The following is a 14,562-nucleotide window of genomic DNA, read 5'->3' as shown; positions in this document are numbered from 1 at the left end:
TAAGGAAAACTGTGGTTGTCATACCGCGAGTATTAGGGCTTCAATAGCACAAATAATAACTTGGCTCCTGAGAAAGTCCGGGAGCCTATTTAGCATCAGTTTTATTTTAAAATGGATCCGCCATGTCTTCATCTGTAATGAATTATCCGGAAAAAAGATTTTTACAAAATGAGATTAAGAAATGCGACTTATTCAAGTCAACGCTTCTCTTGGATAAAGTGAATAAACAAAAGAGCCATCAACACTGTATGTTATGTGGCACACAATCAACCTTTGGTTTGAAACTTGATTTTTACAATGATCAAGAGGGTGTCGTTTGGGCAAAGGCTAAAGGGAGTATTCATCAGCAAGGTTATCAAGGTATTTTACATGGTGGCTTTATTGCGGCGTTACTTGATGCCGGAATGTGCAACGCGATTTTTAATCAGGGCGTTGAAGCTGTAACAGGTGATATAAATATCCGCTACCTTGCAGAAATTCCACTCACAGCGGATATTATTATTCGAGGAAAAATAAACTCTTCCTACTTAACACTCTATAAAGTTGAAGCAGATATTTATGTTGATCAACAGCTTATGGCAAAAAGCACTGCGCGTTTTATGAAGCGCAAAGAGAGGCTTTGTTGAACGTGCCCAAGGTTTTATGTTCTGTCAAACGTCCAGATCGCGACTTGGGCCTTTAGTTCATTGCTTATGCGCAGATCATGTTAATATTACCTTTAAATTGGCGTGATAATTACTTTAATGTCTTCTGGTGCGGCATAGTATGGGGCAGAGGTAATAAACAAGGTTACTCCTGTCTGAGCATATTCCTCAGCATTCGTACGATTGATGCCTCCGGCGACAGAAAGCATCGTTTGCTGACCTGACTTGGCTAATAGTTGCTGTGATTGGATCACTTCTGACACGGTAAACTTATCAAGCTGAATAATATCCGGTGCGGCTTTCACTAGCTCTGCTATCTGGTCGGGTGTATCTGCTTCAATTGTAATTTTATTTTCCGGTGCCTGCTGGCGTAACAGGCTGACATGCTGTTGCCAGTTTTCAGGTTCTAGGCAGAGGCGACGGTGGTTTGTGAAAACCAGTAAAGTTTCGCTAAGTCCCGAACGATGAATATGCCCCCCGCCGGCCAATACGGCAGCTGTGGCAAGCTTACGGGTTCCCGGGATACTTTTTCGGGTACAAGCGACAATGGCATTCGGATTGGCCCGCTGAACTTGCGCAACCATATCCGCGGTATACTGGGCGACGCCACAGCACCATTCCAGCACCAGCTGGGCGGTTTTCCAGCCACTGTGCAATTGTTCGGCTTTCCCTTCGACTTCAAGCAAGATCGTACCGGCATCAACGTCGACACCATCTTCTATATGTTTGACAGGCTGAAGCCCGAGTTTCGTCAATAAGGCGCTCGCCACCGCTATCCCCGCTACACGGCCTGCTTGTTTTCTCTTAAATACCATTTTTGCCGTATGTTTCTCGATCCCTAGGGTACGGGTCGTTAAATCCCCCCGGTAAGCATCTTCCAGCAAAAAGGTATCGAGTTCATGATCCGAAAAATACAGCATATTATCTCCTGTTAATGGACTTGTGCCTGGCGACGATACGAACCTGACGCTCGGAAAGGGCCGCGGGCCTCGTGTGGTTCATGGGTAAGTAAGAGAATGTTTGTGACTGCCATGGCGCGTTATAATGAACCTAAAATAATCAACAAAATGATTAAAATCAGATTATTAGCATAACATTTACGGGAATGTTGAAATGTGAGAATACCCACATCCGTATGGATGGTAAAGGCTCCCGAATGCAGGGCATTGCTTTCTCTAGACATAACGTCTCTCCGATACCGCGAAAATGCTTACATAGCAAAAATTCTACACAGACGTCCCCCAATAACAGATTGTACGCGGTTAAATCTGGTTAAGACTCGTTTTCAGGAAAAGCATAATATTTTTTGAAGCATTTAGTCGGTTAATTCAATCAGCCCAAGGAAAATATCATCTTAAGCATTGTGTTTTATATGTTGGTTATATCGTTATTATAACAACGGTGTGATATACATCGGACAAGAAAGGGGATGATTTAATTTAGGCCATGAAAAATGTTGTTAGTGATATCCACTTCACATCCTTAACATGAAAATTTGACCATGTTTTAGATTGCTTAGAAAATGAAATCTGTGAGCTAATCCTCTTAATGCGAGCTTTTTTAAAGCTAATATTCAAAAAGAATCTGTTCATTTCTTAGTGAAAATGCGTTTTTTTTAGGCTGAGAATTAAAGATTTCTTAACAAAATTTGTTTTTTGTTAATGGTAATGTAAGCCTTTTTTATTAAGTTGTTGTTTTTATTTTTATTACGGGAGCATACAAGATGTATGTCGCACAGCCAGGACACATTGACCATATAAAACGAAATAATGCTGGCAGCGTATACAAGCTTATTGATCAATACGGACCTATTTCGCGCATTGAATTATCTAAGCGAAGCCTGCTCGCGCCAGCCAGCATTACTAAAATCACCCGTGAGTTAATTGATGCTCACCTTATAAAAGAAACTCAGTATCAAGAGACTACCAGTCGAGGTCGGCCGGCGATTGGGCTATTGCCGGCCAATGAAGGTTGGCAGTTCTTATCTCTAAGGTTAGGGCGTGGTTACTTAACGATCGCCTTACATGAGTTGGGGGGGGATATTCTGGTTGAGGAGCGCCAGAATATTGAAGAACTTAACCAGGATGCTGTCGTCGAGAAGTTATTGTCTGAAATTAATGTGTTTTTTGCCAGTCATGTCAGTGAACTTGATCGGATCACCGCCATTGCAGTGTCACTGCCGGGACTAGTCAATGCGCAGGAAGGCACAGTCTTGCAGATGCCGCACTACAACGTTCGTAATCTGGCCCTGGGGCCGGTTATTCATGAGGCAACAGGGTTACCGGTATTTATCGGTAATGATACCCGCTCCTGGGCGCTGGCTGAGAAGCTATTTGGCAATTCACGTGACGTCGAAAATTCTATCCTGATCTCTGTTCATCAGGGAGTAGGTGCCGGTATTATTCTCGATGATAAGGTATTGCAGGGCAGCACGGGTAATGTCGGAGAATTGGGGCATATTCAGATCAAACCCTATGGTAAACGCTGTTTTTGTGGCAATCATGGCTGCTTAGAAACGGTTGCCAGCCTTAGCGCTATTTTGGAGCAGGTTGAACAACGACTCAGGGAAGGGCATCCATCCAGCTTGTATGGCACGGTACTGACCATCGAGAAGATTTGTGATGCCGCCGTGGCCGGTGACGCTTTGGCAAGGCAGGTAATCGTTGAACTGGGTCATAACCTGGGGCAAGCCATTGCTATTATGGTAAACCTGTTTAATCCGCAGAAGATCCTGATCGGTGGTGAGTTTAATCGGGCAAAAAGTGTGCTTTATCCTGCTATCATGGAGTGTATTCGCGCTCAGTCGCTACCTGTGTATAACCGGGATTTAGTGATTGAAGAAAGTTGTTTTTATACTCAGGCAACTATGCCGGGGGCGGCACTGGTCAAGCAAGCCATGTATGACGGTCATTTGCTGATGAAGCTGGTTGAAGGTTAACAATTATTCATGTGGCATCAAAAACACAGCTCAGGCTGTGTTTTTTTATGTCTTTTACACGCAGCTGTACAACACTTAAAGCTGGATGATAAGTCCAATCGGGATAAGAGATAAAGGTCATGTCACATTGCAAACTGATTGTCTTCTATGACGGGGCGTGCCCGAGCTGTGTTAAAGATCGCGCCAGATATGAATCATGGCTTGGCAGGCGCGTGACATCACTCCGCGAGCGACAGAATAAAGTACAGGGTGAAGAGCAAAGCGAGCAGGTCGAATGGTTTGATATTACCGGTCAGGAAGAAACGCTACGAGGTTGGGGGATTGACCCGGAACAGGCATTGCGTGAATTGCATGTTCGGGATCAAGACGGCAGGATCCATCGCGAATTAGACGCCTATATTTTACTGTTCAACCAAATCGGGTGGCTTAAGCCCGTTGCCTGGTTAATGTCATTCAAATGGATTAAAGCATGGCTTTCCATTGTGTATCGGCGCAGCGTCGATGCCCGTTTAGCGAAGCGGTGATGCTTGGCTGACACAATGGTGATGAAATACGATAAGAAATGTGAACTTGCACAAGCCCACTTCATTTTGCCGACATCAGAAATGATCTTTGATTTCCATATAACATTCACGGATATGCTCGATTAGAGCCTGGATCCGTTTGGCCGGTTTTCTGGTGTAAGGATAAACAGCATATATACCCACGACTTTGCCGGTATGTTCCGGCAACACTTCAACCAATGTGTTATTTTGCAGATCATCGTAAATCAGGCAGGTTGGCAGATAAGAAAGGCCATTCCCTGCAAGGGTTGATTTTCTCAATGCCGCGGCATTGTCTGATGAAAAGTTACCTGCCACTTTTAAGGTGTAAGGTTGGCTGTTTTTAATAAATAACCAGTCAAACGGTCCGGAACTTTGCTGGGTATAACCCAGACAGTTGTGGCGTAGCAGTGCTTTGGGTGTGTCGGGCGTACCGTTTTTCGCCAGATAGTCGGGGGAGGCACAAATCATCCAGCGGGAATTGAAAATATGCCGCGCGATTAGGCTGGAGTCTTCCAGGTAACCGGTTCTTATCACCAGATCATAGTTTTCTGCGACCAAATCAACAAACTGATTATCCAGCGACATGTCGACGCTCAGCCCCGGATGCTTCTGGCAAAAATCTGATACGGCCTCTGCCAATAACAGCTCACCGGAAATGGTCGGCACCGACATTCGAATATGACCAGACAAGGCCTCGCTGTAACCGGTAATGGCATTAAAAGCCGATTGAGCGACCTGATTGATATCTTTAGCCCGGTGGTAGAGCACGGTACCCGGCTCAGTCAATGTAAGCTTGCGGGTTGTGCGATAGATAAGCTGTACGCCAAGTTCGGCTTCCAGTTTACTGATGCGTTTGCTGACCACGGATTTAGTGATTTTATTCAGTGTGGCAACTTTGCTGAATGAACCGTGTTCTATAACTTGGGTAAACAGGACAAGGTCATCAATCTGGGGCATGGTTACTTCTCATATGGCTTTTACGCAAGTATACCCAAATGAAGACGCGGGAAGAAATTACCTGCGCCTTATTTGATGTTCGAAACTTACATATCACTAATGATGACGTAGGTGGCATAGATCGGGCCGTGCACCCCCACGACTTTAATTAACTCGATATCAGCGGTTGAACTCGGACCCGAGATGAAATTGACACAGGACGGAATACGTTCGCCATTACGTGCCTTTTCATGCAACGTTGCCGTTGCCTGAGTCAAGCGGGCGACCAAAGCACTCTGAGGTACTACAAACACCGACGCTTCCGGTAACAAACTGATCGCGCGCCCTTGTGCCGGGTTGCTGTACAGCACCATAGTGCCTGATTCTGCCAGCGCTTGCTCTGCGAAGACAATGCCGGCTTTTGCCCTTTCGGCAATACAGATATTCGGTTCATAGCCAGCGTTCTGATCCCACACATGTACGCGATGGGTGTCAGTAGCCAACTGCTCAATATCAACCAGTGCCAATAAACGCGGGTCGGCTGACAAGATAGTTTCGTTTACGGCCGACTTGGACGAAGTTGAATCGGCGGCTTCGCTATCTTCATCGTGACAGAATTTGTTACAGATTTCAGCCAGCGTTTTCGTCAAATCGGCTTGTGTGGTCTCAACGGCGTGAGCACCCAGAGCGGTACGGGTGTAATTGATCAGCACCTCTTTCAATTCATCGGGCGAATGGCCCGCCATGACTTCTTGATGACAGGTGTATTTCAGCGCCGGACGTTCCACCGGATCGATTTGACGAGGCCGACCAAGCTTTTGGGCGATATTGTCTAAAAAGCTCTCACGATGATGAATCTGGTTCTGGTTTTCAGAGCCTAGTTTTTGAGACATAGTCATACTGATCCTTTAATCCTGATTTCTGTTCTTGAACCAACTGCGAAATGATTCACCATCTGGATTTGGTAAATCGCGGGTTTCCGTCCATTCCGTGATTGGACCCATGTTGATTGGTAGCTTGCCGTTTTTAATTAAGCCGCTGGCAAGTGTTGCGCCGACCTTAACGGTGGCATTCCAAAGGATTGGTCTGGCATTGATAAAGTTAAAGATCCCTACCGATGCACGCTCTCCAAGCGGTGTGATCTTCTCTTCACCCATTTTCTGGCGATGTTTCAACAGTAGATCAGAAAGTGGGATTTTGACCGGACAAACATCATGGCAAGCCTTACATAAGCTGCAGGCATACGGCAGATCTTTAAAGTCATCATAGCCGCCAAGTAGTGGAGAAAGAACGGCCCCAATAGGACCTGAATAAATCGAGCCGTAAGACTGGCCGCCAATATGACGGTAGGCCGGGCAGGTATTGACGCAAGCTGCACAGCGTATACAGCGAAGAATGTCTTTAAATTCTGATCCCAGAATGTCAGAGCGACCATTATCGACAATAACTAAATGGAATTCTTCAGGGCCATCACAATGTTCGTTTTCACGCGGACCGGTTAACGCAGTGACATAGCCGGTAAGAGGCAGGCCAACCGCACTGCGGCACAACAGACTTACGACTATATCCAGCTCTTCGAAAGTAGGAACAATACGCTCCATACCCATAACGGCAATATGGGTCTTTGGTAAGCTGGTGGCTAAGCGGGCGTTACCTTCATTGGTCACTAGGGTAACGGTGCCTGATTCGGCCACAGCAAAGTTACAGCCAGTGATACCAATTTCGGCCTCCAGGAAATCATGACGAATGTAGTTACGGACATACCGGGTCATTTCTTCCGGATCATTACTTCCTTCATAACCGATTTTATCTTTGAATATATCGCGGATCTGGGTACGGTTTTTGTGCAGGGCCGGAACGACAATGTGCGACGGTGGATCGCAATCATCAACTTGCAGAATATATTCACCCAGATCGGTTTCAACCACCTCGCAGTTATTACGTTCGATGATCTTATTCAAGCCGATTTCTTCTGTAACCATCGACTTGGATTTCACTACTTTCTTGGCATTTTTTTCCTGGATAATGCCTTCGATATAGTTGGTGGCTTCTTCTGAAGTACGGGCAAAGAACACATTACCACCGTTCTTATGCACACTTTCACTTAGCTGATGCAGGTAGTAGTCGAGGTTTTCCAGAACATGGTTGCGGATATCCATGCCCATTTCCCGCCACTCTTCCCAGTTGCCTAGCTTATCGGCTGCAATCTGGCGGTTAGTGAACATACGTTGCTGAGCATTGGCCACTGAGTGGCGCATGAATTCATCTTTCATCTGAACGTTAATACGTTCTTTGAATTTGATATTACTGGTTTTCATCGACATAGTACGCTCCTCTTAGCGGCTCAACAACACATCGACAATGTGCATGACTTTGATCGGTTTACCTTCACGGTTGATACGACCGCCGATGTTAATCAGGCAACTGATGTCTGCGCCGATAAGGTATTCAGGTTCAACAGCACTGATATGGCGCACTTTTTCCTTAACCATTTCTCCGGATATTTCAGACATCTTGATGGAGAAGGTGCCACCGAAACCACAACAGGTTTCCTGATTATCAATTGGTAGCATTTCAAGCCCTTCAACATTGGCCAGTAGACGAAGCGGCTCTTCGCGTATACCCAGTTTGCGGATCAGGCTACAGGAAGGGTGATAAACTGCGCGACCGTTAAGGCGAGCACCAACATTCTCAACCCCCAACTGATTGACAATGAACTGGGTCAGTTCATAAAGGCGATCTGCAATCTTTTGCGCCCGTTCAGCCCACTCTGGCTCATCAGCCAGATATTCTGGATATTTTTTTACCGTTGCCGCGCACGAACCTGCCGGAGTCACAATCGGAAGGTCATTTTCTTCAAAGGCCATAATCAGGTTTTTCATTGCTGGCTTACTGCTTTCGATGTAGCCACTATTAAGTGAAGGCTGGCCACAGCATCCTTGTTTTTCAGGGAATATGACTTCACAGCCTAGTTGCTCTAACAGCGTGACTGTTTTCTTGGCAACCTCTGCTTTTACCGTGTCGCACAGACAGGTGACGAAAAAATTGACCTTCATGCTATTGCTCCAGTAGATGCTCTAACCGCTTTCTATCGTGTTGTTGTCGGTGTGTGTTAATGATCTTTTGTTGTTTTTTTATTAAAAAGTAAAGAGGCGTCGATTTTGAAGGGTTCGACGATGTTGTGGGGGAAGTATTCTAGGTGGGAAATACGGATTGGCTATCTATTTTTCTATCATCAATGGTCTGCCAATGGTGCTAATTGTGACTAAAATCCATTTGTTAAAAATGACAAAGTTAGATTATAAATTTAACTATCAGCTATTTGTGTTAGTGGGACAGTCGAGTGGTTATCGTGATTGGTGGGTTATTGGAAACAATGATTTTGTGATTGTTACCTAATTGATCAGAGATATATCGGGCAAGTCGAGCGTGGTGTAGGAAAAAGGTAAAAACGAAATGCGTTATCAAATATCGCAATTGTAGTAAAATGACAACAAAATATCTCAATAATGCCAGGATCCGTTAGCCTCTATTGAGATATGCCATCGATTAATCGTTTCGATATTTTTCATCAATCACGCCACGCAGAAAAGACAGTGCGGCCCGATGATCTTTTCTACTCATAAACCACTGCTTCTGGGTTGTATCCAAAGGCAGAATTTCTAACCACCGTTGGCAGACCCATGTCAGATCCTCAAAATCAGGGGTAGGGTAATTAACTGAATGTTCAGGGTACTCTTTAAACAAGACTCTCAGGGTTTTGGGGACGTCACGGTCAATGGATCTAATTTCACTCTTTGACCAGTTGTCCATCAGGGTAACATCACCAAAATGTAAACCGTCATCTTCCTGCCAGTAGTCATTAATAACGAACTTATCAACGCCTTGAATCGTTATGCCTAACACGCCATCGGGCTGGCTCTCAAAGTCAGTTATGATGGCACGGGTACCAAAATGACAGATTTTGTCATTGCCTTTCATACAGAGCCCAAATCCATCGCTTGACGCCATAGCCAGCTTGATCAAACGAAGGTATCGAGGTTCAAAAATCCTCAGCTTATTGATACCACCGGGTAACAAGTAAAGCTGCTGAGGAAAAAGGGATAAACGCATCATTATTAATCCTTACTTATACTGTTAGTAATGATTTGCAGGATTGGATTTCACTCAATTTATAGAAATAATAATTAGTATTATCAATGTTTATTATAAGCAGACAAATATAGGAATTTGTCTGCTTTTCGATACTATTGAAGAGTTCGTAAAATTGCTAAAGTGAGACAGCTAAGTTCTTGAGGCTTAATAATAAAAGGCGGCATGATGTAGATAAGCTTGCCGAAAGGGCGAATCCAGACACCGGTGTCTACAAAAGCTTTTTGAATTTCGGCCATGTTTACAGCCTCATGCAGTTCGACGACGCCGATTGCGCCTAACCAGCGTACTGCTTTCACCTTATCCAGTTTTCCGATTTCAGGAAGCGATTCAGCCAGTTGTTGTTCTATACTCTGAACCTGTTGCTGCCAGTCACCTTGCATCAGCAGTTCGAGACTGGCATTCGCTACCGCGCAAGCTAATGGATTGCCCATAAACGTCGGGCCATGCATAAAGCAGGCGGCTTCCCCGCTACATACCGTGTCGGCAACATGTTTAGTTGTCAAAGTGGCTGATAATGTCATGTAGCCACCGGTCAGTGCCTTTCCGACACACATGATGTCTGGGCTGATATTGGCATGTTCACAGGCAAACATTTTGCCCGTACGACCAAACCCGGTGGCGATTTCATCGGCAATGAGCAACACGTCATACTCATCGCACAATTGGCGAATACGGGTCAGATAAGTCGGGTGGTAAATACGCATCCCTCCCGCGCCCTGAACGACGGGCTCGATAATAACAGCCGCCAGTTCATCGCAATGAGCGATCAGATTTCTCTTAAAATCAGTGATGTCGTCTTCACACCACTCATCATAAAAGCCGCATTCAGCGGATTCTGCGAAAATGTGTTCGGGTAAGAAGCCTTTATAAAGGCTGTGCATAGAGTTGTCGGGATCGGTGACCGACATCGCGGCAAATGTATCGCCATGATAACCATGACGTACGGTCAGAAATTTTGGACGACGCTGCCCCTTAGCATGCCAGTATTGCAAGGCCATTTTCAGTGCAACTTCAACAGCGACAGAGCCGGAATCGGCCAGAAAAACATGTTGTAGTGGCGCCGGGGTCAGTGCTACCAGCTTGCGGCACAGTTCGACGGCAGGCTGGTGGGTAATGCCACCGAACATGACATGCGACATTTTATCAAGTTGGTTTTTGGCCGCTTGGTTCAGAGCCGGGTGGTTATAGCCATGAATGGCAGACCACCATGATGACATGCCATCAATCAATTCCCGGCCATCTTCAAGTTTCAGGTATACGCCCTGTGCACTTTCGACAGGGTAGCAAGGCAGTGGATTGATGGTCGATGTGTAGGGGTGCCAAACGTGTTGTTGGTCAAATTCGAGATCAATATTGCTGGTTGTTTTTTGCACAAATGTAAACCCTTGGTCTTATTCTCAGTTGACAGTCTACTAACTAGAAGTAGACTAGCCAAGTATTGAAACCGGTTTGAGCAATGATTTGTGCTGTCTTCACCTTAGAAACCGACAGGTGCATTGTTCAAACGTGAAATGATAATAAAGAAGAGGTTACTACACGTGGAAGTACGTCACGACTGGACAGTCGAGGAAGTTCAAGCCTTATTTGAAAAGCCATTTATGGATCTGGTGTTTGAAGCTCAGCAGGTGCACCGCCAGTACCACGAGCCCAACAAAGTGCAGGTAAGTACTTTATTATCAATTAAAACCGGCGCATGCCCGGAAGACTGTAAGTACTGTCCACAGAGTGCGCATTATCGTACAGATGTAGAGCGAGAGCGTTTACTGGAAGTGGGGAGTGTGCTTGACGCCGCCAAGAAAGCGAAGTCGTCTGGCGCAACCCGGTTCTGTATGGGCGCGGCGTGGAAGAACCCGAAAGAACGCGACATGCCCTATTTGATGGAAATGATCCGCGGCGTGAAGGGGATGGGCCTCGAAACCTGTATGACGCTGGGAATGATCACCGGTGATCAGGCGGATGAACTGGCTGATGCCGGTCTGGATTACTATAACCACAATTTGGATACGTCACCGGAATACTACGGCAATATCATCACCACCCGTACCTACCAGGATCGTTTAGATACCCTGAGCCATGTCCGTGATGCCGGAATGAAAATCTGCTCGGGCGGTATTATCGGAATGGGTGAAAGCTCTCGAGACCGTGCCGGCCTGTTAGTTGAGCTGGCGACTTTGCCGACTCACCCGGAAAGTGTGCCGATTAATATGCTGGTAAAAGTCAAAGGCACACCACTTGAAGATGTAGATGATGTTGACCCATTTGATTTTATCCGGATCATCGCGGTTGCCCGTATCATCATGCCACTGTCGGCAGTCCGTCTGTCTGCGGGGCGTGAAGACATGAACGAACAAATGCAGGCGCTGTGCTTCATGGCGGGTGCGAACTCCGTTTTCTACGGTTGCAAATTGCTCACCACACCGAATCCGGGCGAAGACAAAGATATACAGCTGTTTGCAAAGCTGGGCATTAATAGTCAGGAAAAAGTCACTAAACCTGATGAAATACAAGAGCAAGAGTTGCTGGGTCAAGTAGCACAGCGGGTTGCTGCCCGTCCGGACAAAGATGATTTGTTCTACGATGCGTCAATTTAATCGAAGCTTTAATCAAAAAATTGAGCAGGCACTGGCTGAGCGAAAGGCCCAGGGGTTATATCGCCAGCGTGCGTGCTTGTCTCGCAACAGGCAGAGGGTTCAGGCTCAAGGGCAATCGTTGGTTAATTTCTCCAGCAACGATTACCTCGGTCTGGCGCAAGATCCGGCTTTGCTTGCTGCATGGCAGGAAGGCTTAACACGCTACGGCACGGGCAGTGGTGCATCACCGCTCGTAACTGGTTTTCATCCCGCTCACCAAGAACTTGAAGTACAGCTGGCCGACTGGTTGGGGTATGACCGTGCCTTGTTGTTTAACAGCGGGTTCAGTGCTAACCAGGCGGTACTATTTACCTTGCCGGAAAAAAATGATCTTTTGCTGCAAGATAAGCTCAATCATGCCTCGCTGATGGAAGCGGGCATGTTATCTCCCGCCACCATGCGTCGTTTCGCCCATAACGATATAGCAGCATTAAGCGGCTTGCTAACCAAATCGGGCAATGGCAAAACGGCTGTGAATGCCGATAAACAAGCAGCAACGCCTTTGGTGATCACCGAAGGCGTATTCAGCATGGATGGGGATCTCTCGCCACTAGCCGAAATGGCTCAGCTTTGTCGTCAGCATGACAGCTGGCTGATGGTTGATGATGCCCATGGCTGTGGTGTCTTAGGTGAGCAAGGGCGCGGTAGCTGTGCGTATGCCGATGTGAAGGCTGACATCTTAGTCATCACTTTTGGTAAAGCGTTTGGCTTATCAGGCGCGGCCGTATTATGTGATGAAAATACCGCGGAATACCTGATCCAGTTTGCCCGTCACTTTATCTATTCGACGGCTATGCCGCCAGCCCAGGCGTATGCCTTAAGTACTGCTTGCCGCTTGATCCAGCAGGGTGACTGGCGTCGCGAAAAACTGCAAGAGCTAAGTCATCACCTGGCCGCCAGGCTAGATAGCGGGATCGGTTTTGTTGATACCCTCACCCCCATAAAGCCACTGCTCATAGGTGATAGCGAGCAGGCCGTGGCAGCATCACAAGCCTTGAAAGAGAGAGGGGTGTGGGTGAGCGCGATAAGACCTCCTACCGTTCCCGTAAACAGCGCGCGTTTAAGGATCACCTTAACGGCAGCACATACGCTTGCCGATATTGAGTGCTTGACAACAACTTTAAATGAGGTGATTCATGGCTAACAGAATGAATGCTGTCACTCATGAGGCGAACATGGCACAGCTCTCAACGGACGCTGATAAAACAACGCCAGTCGATAAGCGAGCGGTCGCCGAGGCCTTTGGTCGTGCAGCTAAGCACTACGATAATGCAGCGGCGTTTCAGCGCGAAGTCGGTCATCGGTTGTTAGACCTGCTACCGGCCGTGACCTACGCCGGAAGTACAGCGCTCGATTTAGGTTGCGGTACGGGCCATTTCTCGCAGCATTTAACTCTGCGAGGGTATCAGGTTTGTGCCGCAGACTTGTCATTGAAAATGCTGGATCAGGCAAGGTTACGTTGCGGTGATAATGTGACGTATCTTGAAGCCGATGCCGAGTGTCTGCCCGTTAGTGATAACCAGTTTGATATCGCTTTTTCCAGTTTGGCATTGCAGTGGTGTGATGATCTGTCAGTGTCGCTGAAAGAACTGAAGCGGGTGGTTAAACCGGGTGGGGTGATCCTCTTTACCACTTTAGTAGAGGGTTCTCTGTATGAGCTTGTCCAGTCGTGGAAACAGGTTGATCAATATCAACATGTGAACCAATTTCTTTCGCAAAACGCCATAAAACTTGCGCTGGCGCAAGCGGGCTGCGTAATCGATACCCTAGAATTCACGCCAATTAAAGTGAACTATCCAGCGGCAGTTGGACTCATGAAGGACCTTAAAGGGATAGGGGCGACACATCTGCAACAAGGGCGTAAAACAGGCTTGGCCGGTCGTAAAACGATCAAGGCATTAGAAAGCGCCTACGATGAGTTTCGAGATGAGAATGGACAACTGCCAGCTACATATCAAGTCTGTTTTGGAGTAATTATTAATGACTAACGCTTTCTTTTTAACAGGAACAGATACCGAAGTTGGTAAAACTGTTGCCTCTCGCGCAATTTTACACGCAGCTGCCAGCGCGAATATAAAGATGGCGGGTTATAAACCTGTAGCGTCAGATAGTACGCTAACAAGTGAAGGCATGCGTAATTCCGATGCATTGTATATTCAGGCCGCTTCAGTTGTTGAGCTGGAATATGATGAGGTTAACCCGTACGCTTTTGAAGAGCCTGTTTCCCCTCATCTGGCTGCGGAACACGAAGATCGCGTTATTGATTTTGACGTGCTGTCACAAGGTTTAGAAAACCTGAAGGCAAAGTCAGATGCCGTGTTAATCGAAGGGGCGGGTGGCTGGCGTGTACCTATTTCTCGAAGCGATTACCTCTCAAGCTGGGTAAAGCGTGAAAAGTTACCGGTGATCTTGGTTGTCGGTGTGAAGCTGGGTTGTTTAAGTCACGCTATTTTGACAGCAGAAGCGATTCAACATGATGGCTTAGAGCTGGTTGGCTGGGTGGCAAACCGGATCAATCCGGGACTGGAAAACTACGCCGAACTTATTCGTATGCTAGAAGACAACCTGCCAGGTAAAAAGCTAGGTGAGATCCCTTACATGCCGGGCATCAAAAAGCGCGATTTGTCGAAGTATATCAATTTAGAGCCTCTGGGGCTTTAGTCGACAGACGCGTATAACGTTTGGTTCCGAGAATCGAAAGATTAGGACTCCAT

The 14,562-nt window shown here is 46.7% G+C and carries 14 protein-coding genes; 7 read left to right on the top strand and 7 right to left on the bottom strand.

Annotation, left to right across the window (positions count from 1 at the left end):
- The first annotated feature begins 122 nt into the window (after nucleotides 1-122).
- On the top strand, nucleotides 123-626 hold the full coding sequence (locus R3289_RS06060; protein WP_318924594.1) for a PaaI family thioesterase: 504 nt from the start codon (nucleotides 123-125) through the stop codon (nucleotides 624-626).
- Between the two features lie 92 nt (nucleotides 627-718).
- Here the strand turns inward: R3289_RS06060 and modD are convergent, their stop codons facing one another.
- Nucleotides 719-1,564, bottom strand: coding sequence for a ModD protein (modD, locus tag R3289_RS06055; RefSeq protein ID WP_318924593.1), 846 nt, complete (start codon nucleotides 1,562-1,564; stop codon nucleotides 719-721).
- Nucleotides 1,565-2,367: 803 nt separating this feature from the next.
- Between modD and R3289_RS06050 the strand changes: the two genes are divergently transcribed.
- Together R3289_RS06050 and R3289_RS06045 are read left to right on the top strand one after the other, a co-directional pair.
- Nucleotides 2,368-3,582, top strand: a complete 1,215-nt coding sequence (locus R3289_RS06050) for an ROK family protein (RefSeq protein WP_318924592.1) — start codon at nucleotides 2,368-2,370, stop codon at nucleotides 3,580-3,582.
- Between the two features lie 119 nt (nucleotides 3,583-3,701).
- Nucleotides 3,702-4,106, top strand: coding sequence for a thiol-disulfide oxidoreductase DCC family protein (locus R3289_RS06045; protein ID WP_318924591.1), 405 nt, complete (start codon nucleotides 3,702-3,704; stop codon nucleotides 4,104-4,106).
- A 75-nt stretch (nucleotides 4,107-4,181) separates the two neighbouring features.
- Here the strand turns inward: R3289_RS06045 and R3289_RS06040 are convergent, their stop codons facing one another.
- The 6 genes from R3289_RS06040 to bioA form a co-directional block, all read right to left on the bottom strand.
- Entirely contained in the window at nucleotides 4,182-5,084 is a 903-nt protein-coding gene (locus R3289_RS06040; protein ID WP_318924590.1) for a LysR family transcriptional regulator, read from the bottom strand.
- 86 nt (nucleotides 5,085-5,170) lie between these two features.
- Nucleotides 5,171-5,962, bottom strand: a complete 792-nt coding sequence (locus R3289_RS06035) for a lactate utilization protein C (protein WP_318924589.1) — start codon at nucleotides 5,960-5,962, stop codon at nucleotides 5,171-5,173.
- 9 nt (nucleotides 5,963-5,971) lie between these two features.
- A complete protein-coding gene (locus tag R3289_RS06030) occupies nucleotides 5,972-7,387 on the bottom strand; it encodes a LutB/LldF family L-lactate oxidation iron-sulfur protein (protein WP_318924588.1) in 1,416 nt (471 codons plus the stop codon).
- A 12-nt stretch (nucleotides 7,388-7,399) separates the two neighbouring features.
- Nucleotides 7,400-8,119: a (Fe-S)-binding protein gene (locus tag R3289_RS06025; protein WP_318924587.1), complete on the bottom strand. Its 720-nt coding sequence runs from the start codon at nucleotides 8,117-8,119 to the stop codon at nucleotides 7,400-7,402.
- A 493-nt stretch (nucleotides 8,120-8,612) separates the two neighbouring features.
- Nucleotides 8,613-9,179 (bottom strand): LON peptidase substrate-binding domain-containing protein, encoded by a 567-nt coding sequence (locus tag R3289_RS06020; RefSeq protein WP_318924586.1) that lies wholly within the window; start codon nucleotides 9,177-9,179, stop codon nucleotides 8,613-8,615.
- Nucleotides 9,180-9,310: 131 nt separating this feature from the next.
- Nucleotides 9,311-10,570 carry an adenosylmethionine--8-amino-7-oxononanoate transaminase gene (gene bioA, locus R3289_RS06015; protein ID WP_318924781.1) on the bottom strand — a complete coding sequence of 420 codons (1,260 nt, stop codon included), beginning with the start codon at nucleotides 10,568-10,570 and terminating at the stop codon, nucleotides 9,311-9,313.
- Nucleotides 10,571-10,756: 186 nt separating this feature from the next.
- Between bioA and bioB the strand changes: the two genes are divergently transcribed.
- From bioB to bioD, 4 genes are read left to right on the top strand one after another with little or no spacing between them, the layout of a single operon-like run.
- A complete protein-coding gene (gene bioB, locus R3289_RS06010) occupies nucleotides 10,757-11,809 on the top strand; it encodes a biotin synthase BioB (protein WP_318924585.1) in 1,053 nt (350 codons plus the stop codon).
- Complete coding sequence (gene bioF / locus R3289_RS06005; RefSeq protein ID WP_318924584.1) at nucleotides 11,781-12,992, top strand: 8-amino-7-oxononanoate synthase; 1,212 nt, start codon at nucleotides 11,781-11,783, stop codon at nucleotides 12,990-12,992. The genes bioB and bioF overlap by 29 nt, the downstream gene beginning before the upstream one ends.
- Nucleotides 12,985-13,836 (top strand): malonyl-ACP O-methyltransferase BioC, encoded by an 852-nt coding sequence (gene bioC / locus R3289_RS06000; RefSeq protein ID WP_318924583.1) that lies wholly within the window; start codon nucleotides 12,985-12,987, stop codon nucleotides 13,834-13,836. Before bioF ends, bioC begins: the two co-directional genes overlap by 8 nt.
- The gene (bioD, locus tag R3289_RS05995; protein WP_318924582.1) at nucleotides 13,829-14,509 is read left to right on the top strand and encodes a dethiobiotin synthase; all 681 of its coding nucleotides are present in this window, start codon (nucleotides 13,829-13,831) and stop codon (nucleotides 14,507-14,509) included. Before bioC ends, bioD begins: the two co-directional genes overlap by 8 nt.
- The last annotated feature ends 53 nt before the right edge of the window (nucleotides 14,510-14,562 follow it).

The organism is Photobacterium sp., from assembly GCF_033720175.1.
GTDB lineage: Bacteria > Pseudomonadota > Gammaproteobacteria > Enterobacterales > Vibrionaceae > Photobacterium.
Note: the sequence above shows the minus strand (reverse complement) of the source record. Positions and strands in the feature narration are given on the sequence as shown.

What these genes read in the sequence shown, in the direction of transcription:
- R3289_RS06060 (WP_318924594.1), top strand. Translation starts at nt 123, where the DNA reads ATGTCTTCATCTGTAATGAATTATCCGGAAAAAAGATTTTTACAAAAT.
- modD (WP_318924593.1), bottom strand. Translation starts at nt 1,564, where the DNA reads ATGCTGTATTTTTCGGATCATGAACTCGATACCTTTTTGCTGGAAGAT.
- R3289_RS06050 (WP_318924592.1), top strand. Translation starts at nt 2,368, where the DNA reads ATGTATGTCGCACAGCCAGGACACATTGACCATATAAAACGAAATAAT.
- R3289_RS06045 (WP_318924591.1), top strand. Translation starts at nt 3,702, where the DNA reads ATGTCACATTGCAAACTGATTGTCTTCTATGACGGGGCGTGCCCGAGC.
- R3289_RS06040 (WP_318924590.1), bottom strand. Translation starts at nt 5,084, where the DNA reads ATGCCCCAGATTGATGACCTTGTCCTGTTTACCCAAGTTATAGAACAC.
- R3289_RS06035 (WP_318924589.1), bottom strand. Translation starts at nt 5,962, where the DNA reads ATGACTATGTCTCAAAAACTAGGCTCTGAAAACCAGAACCAGATTCAT.
- R3289_RS06030 (WP_318924588.1), bottom strand. Translation starts at nt 7,387, where the DNA reads ATGTCGATGAAAACCAGTAATATCAAATTCAAAGAACGTATTAACGTT.
- R3289_RS06025 (WP_318924587.1), bottom strand. Translation starts at nt 8,119, where the DNA reads ATGAAGGTCAATTTTTTCGTCACCTGTCTGTGCGACACGGTAAAAGCA.
- R3289_RS06020 (WP_318924586.1), bottom strand. Translation starts at nt 9,179, where the DNA reads ATGATGCGTTTATCCCTTTTTCCTCAGCAGCTTTACTTGTTACCCGGT.
- bioF (WP_318924584.1), top strand. Translation starts at nt 11,781, where the DNA reads ATGATTTGTTCTACGATGCGTCAATTTAATCGAAGCTTTAATCAAAAA.
- bioC (WP_318924583.1), top strand. Translation starts at nt 12,985, where the DNA reads ATGGCTAACAGAATGAATGCTGTCACTCATGAGGCGAACATGGCACAG.
- bioD (WP_318924582.1), top strand. Translation starts at nt 13,829, where the DNA reads ATGACTAACGCTTTCTTTTTAACAGGAACAGATACCGAAGTTGGTAAA.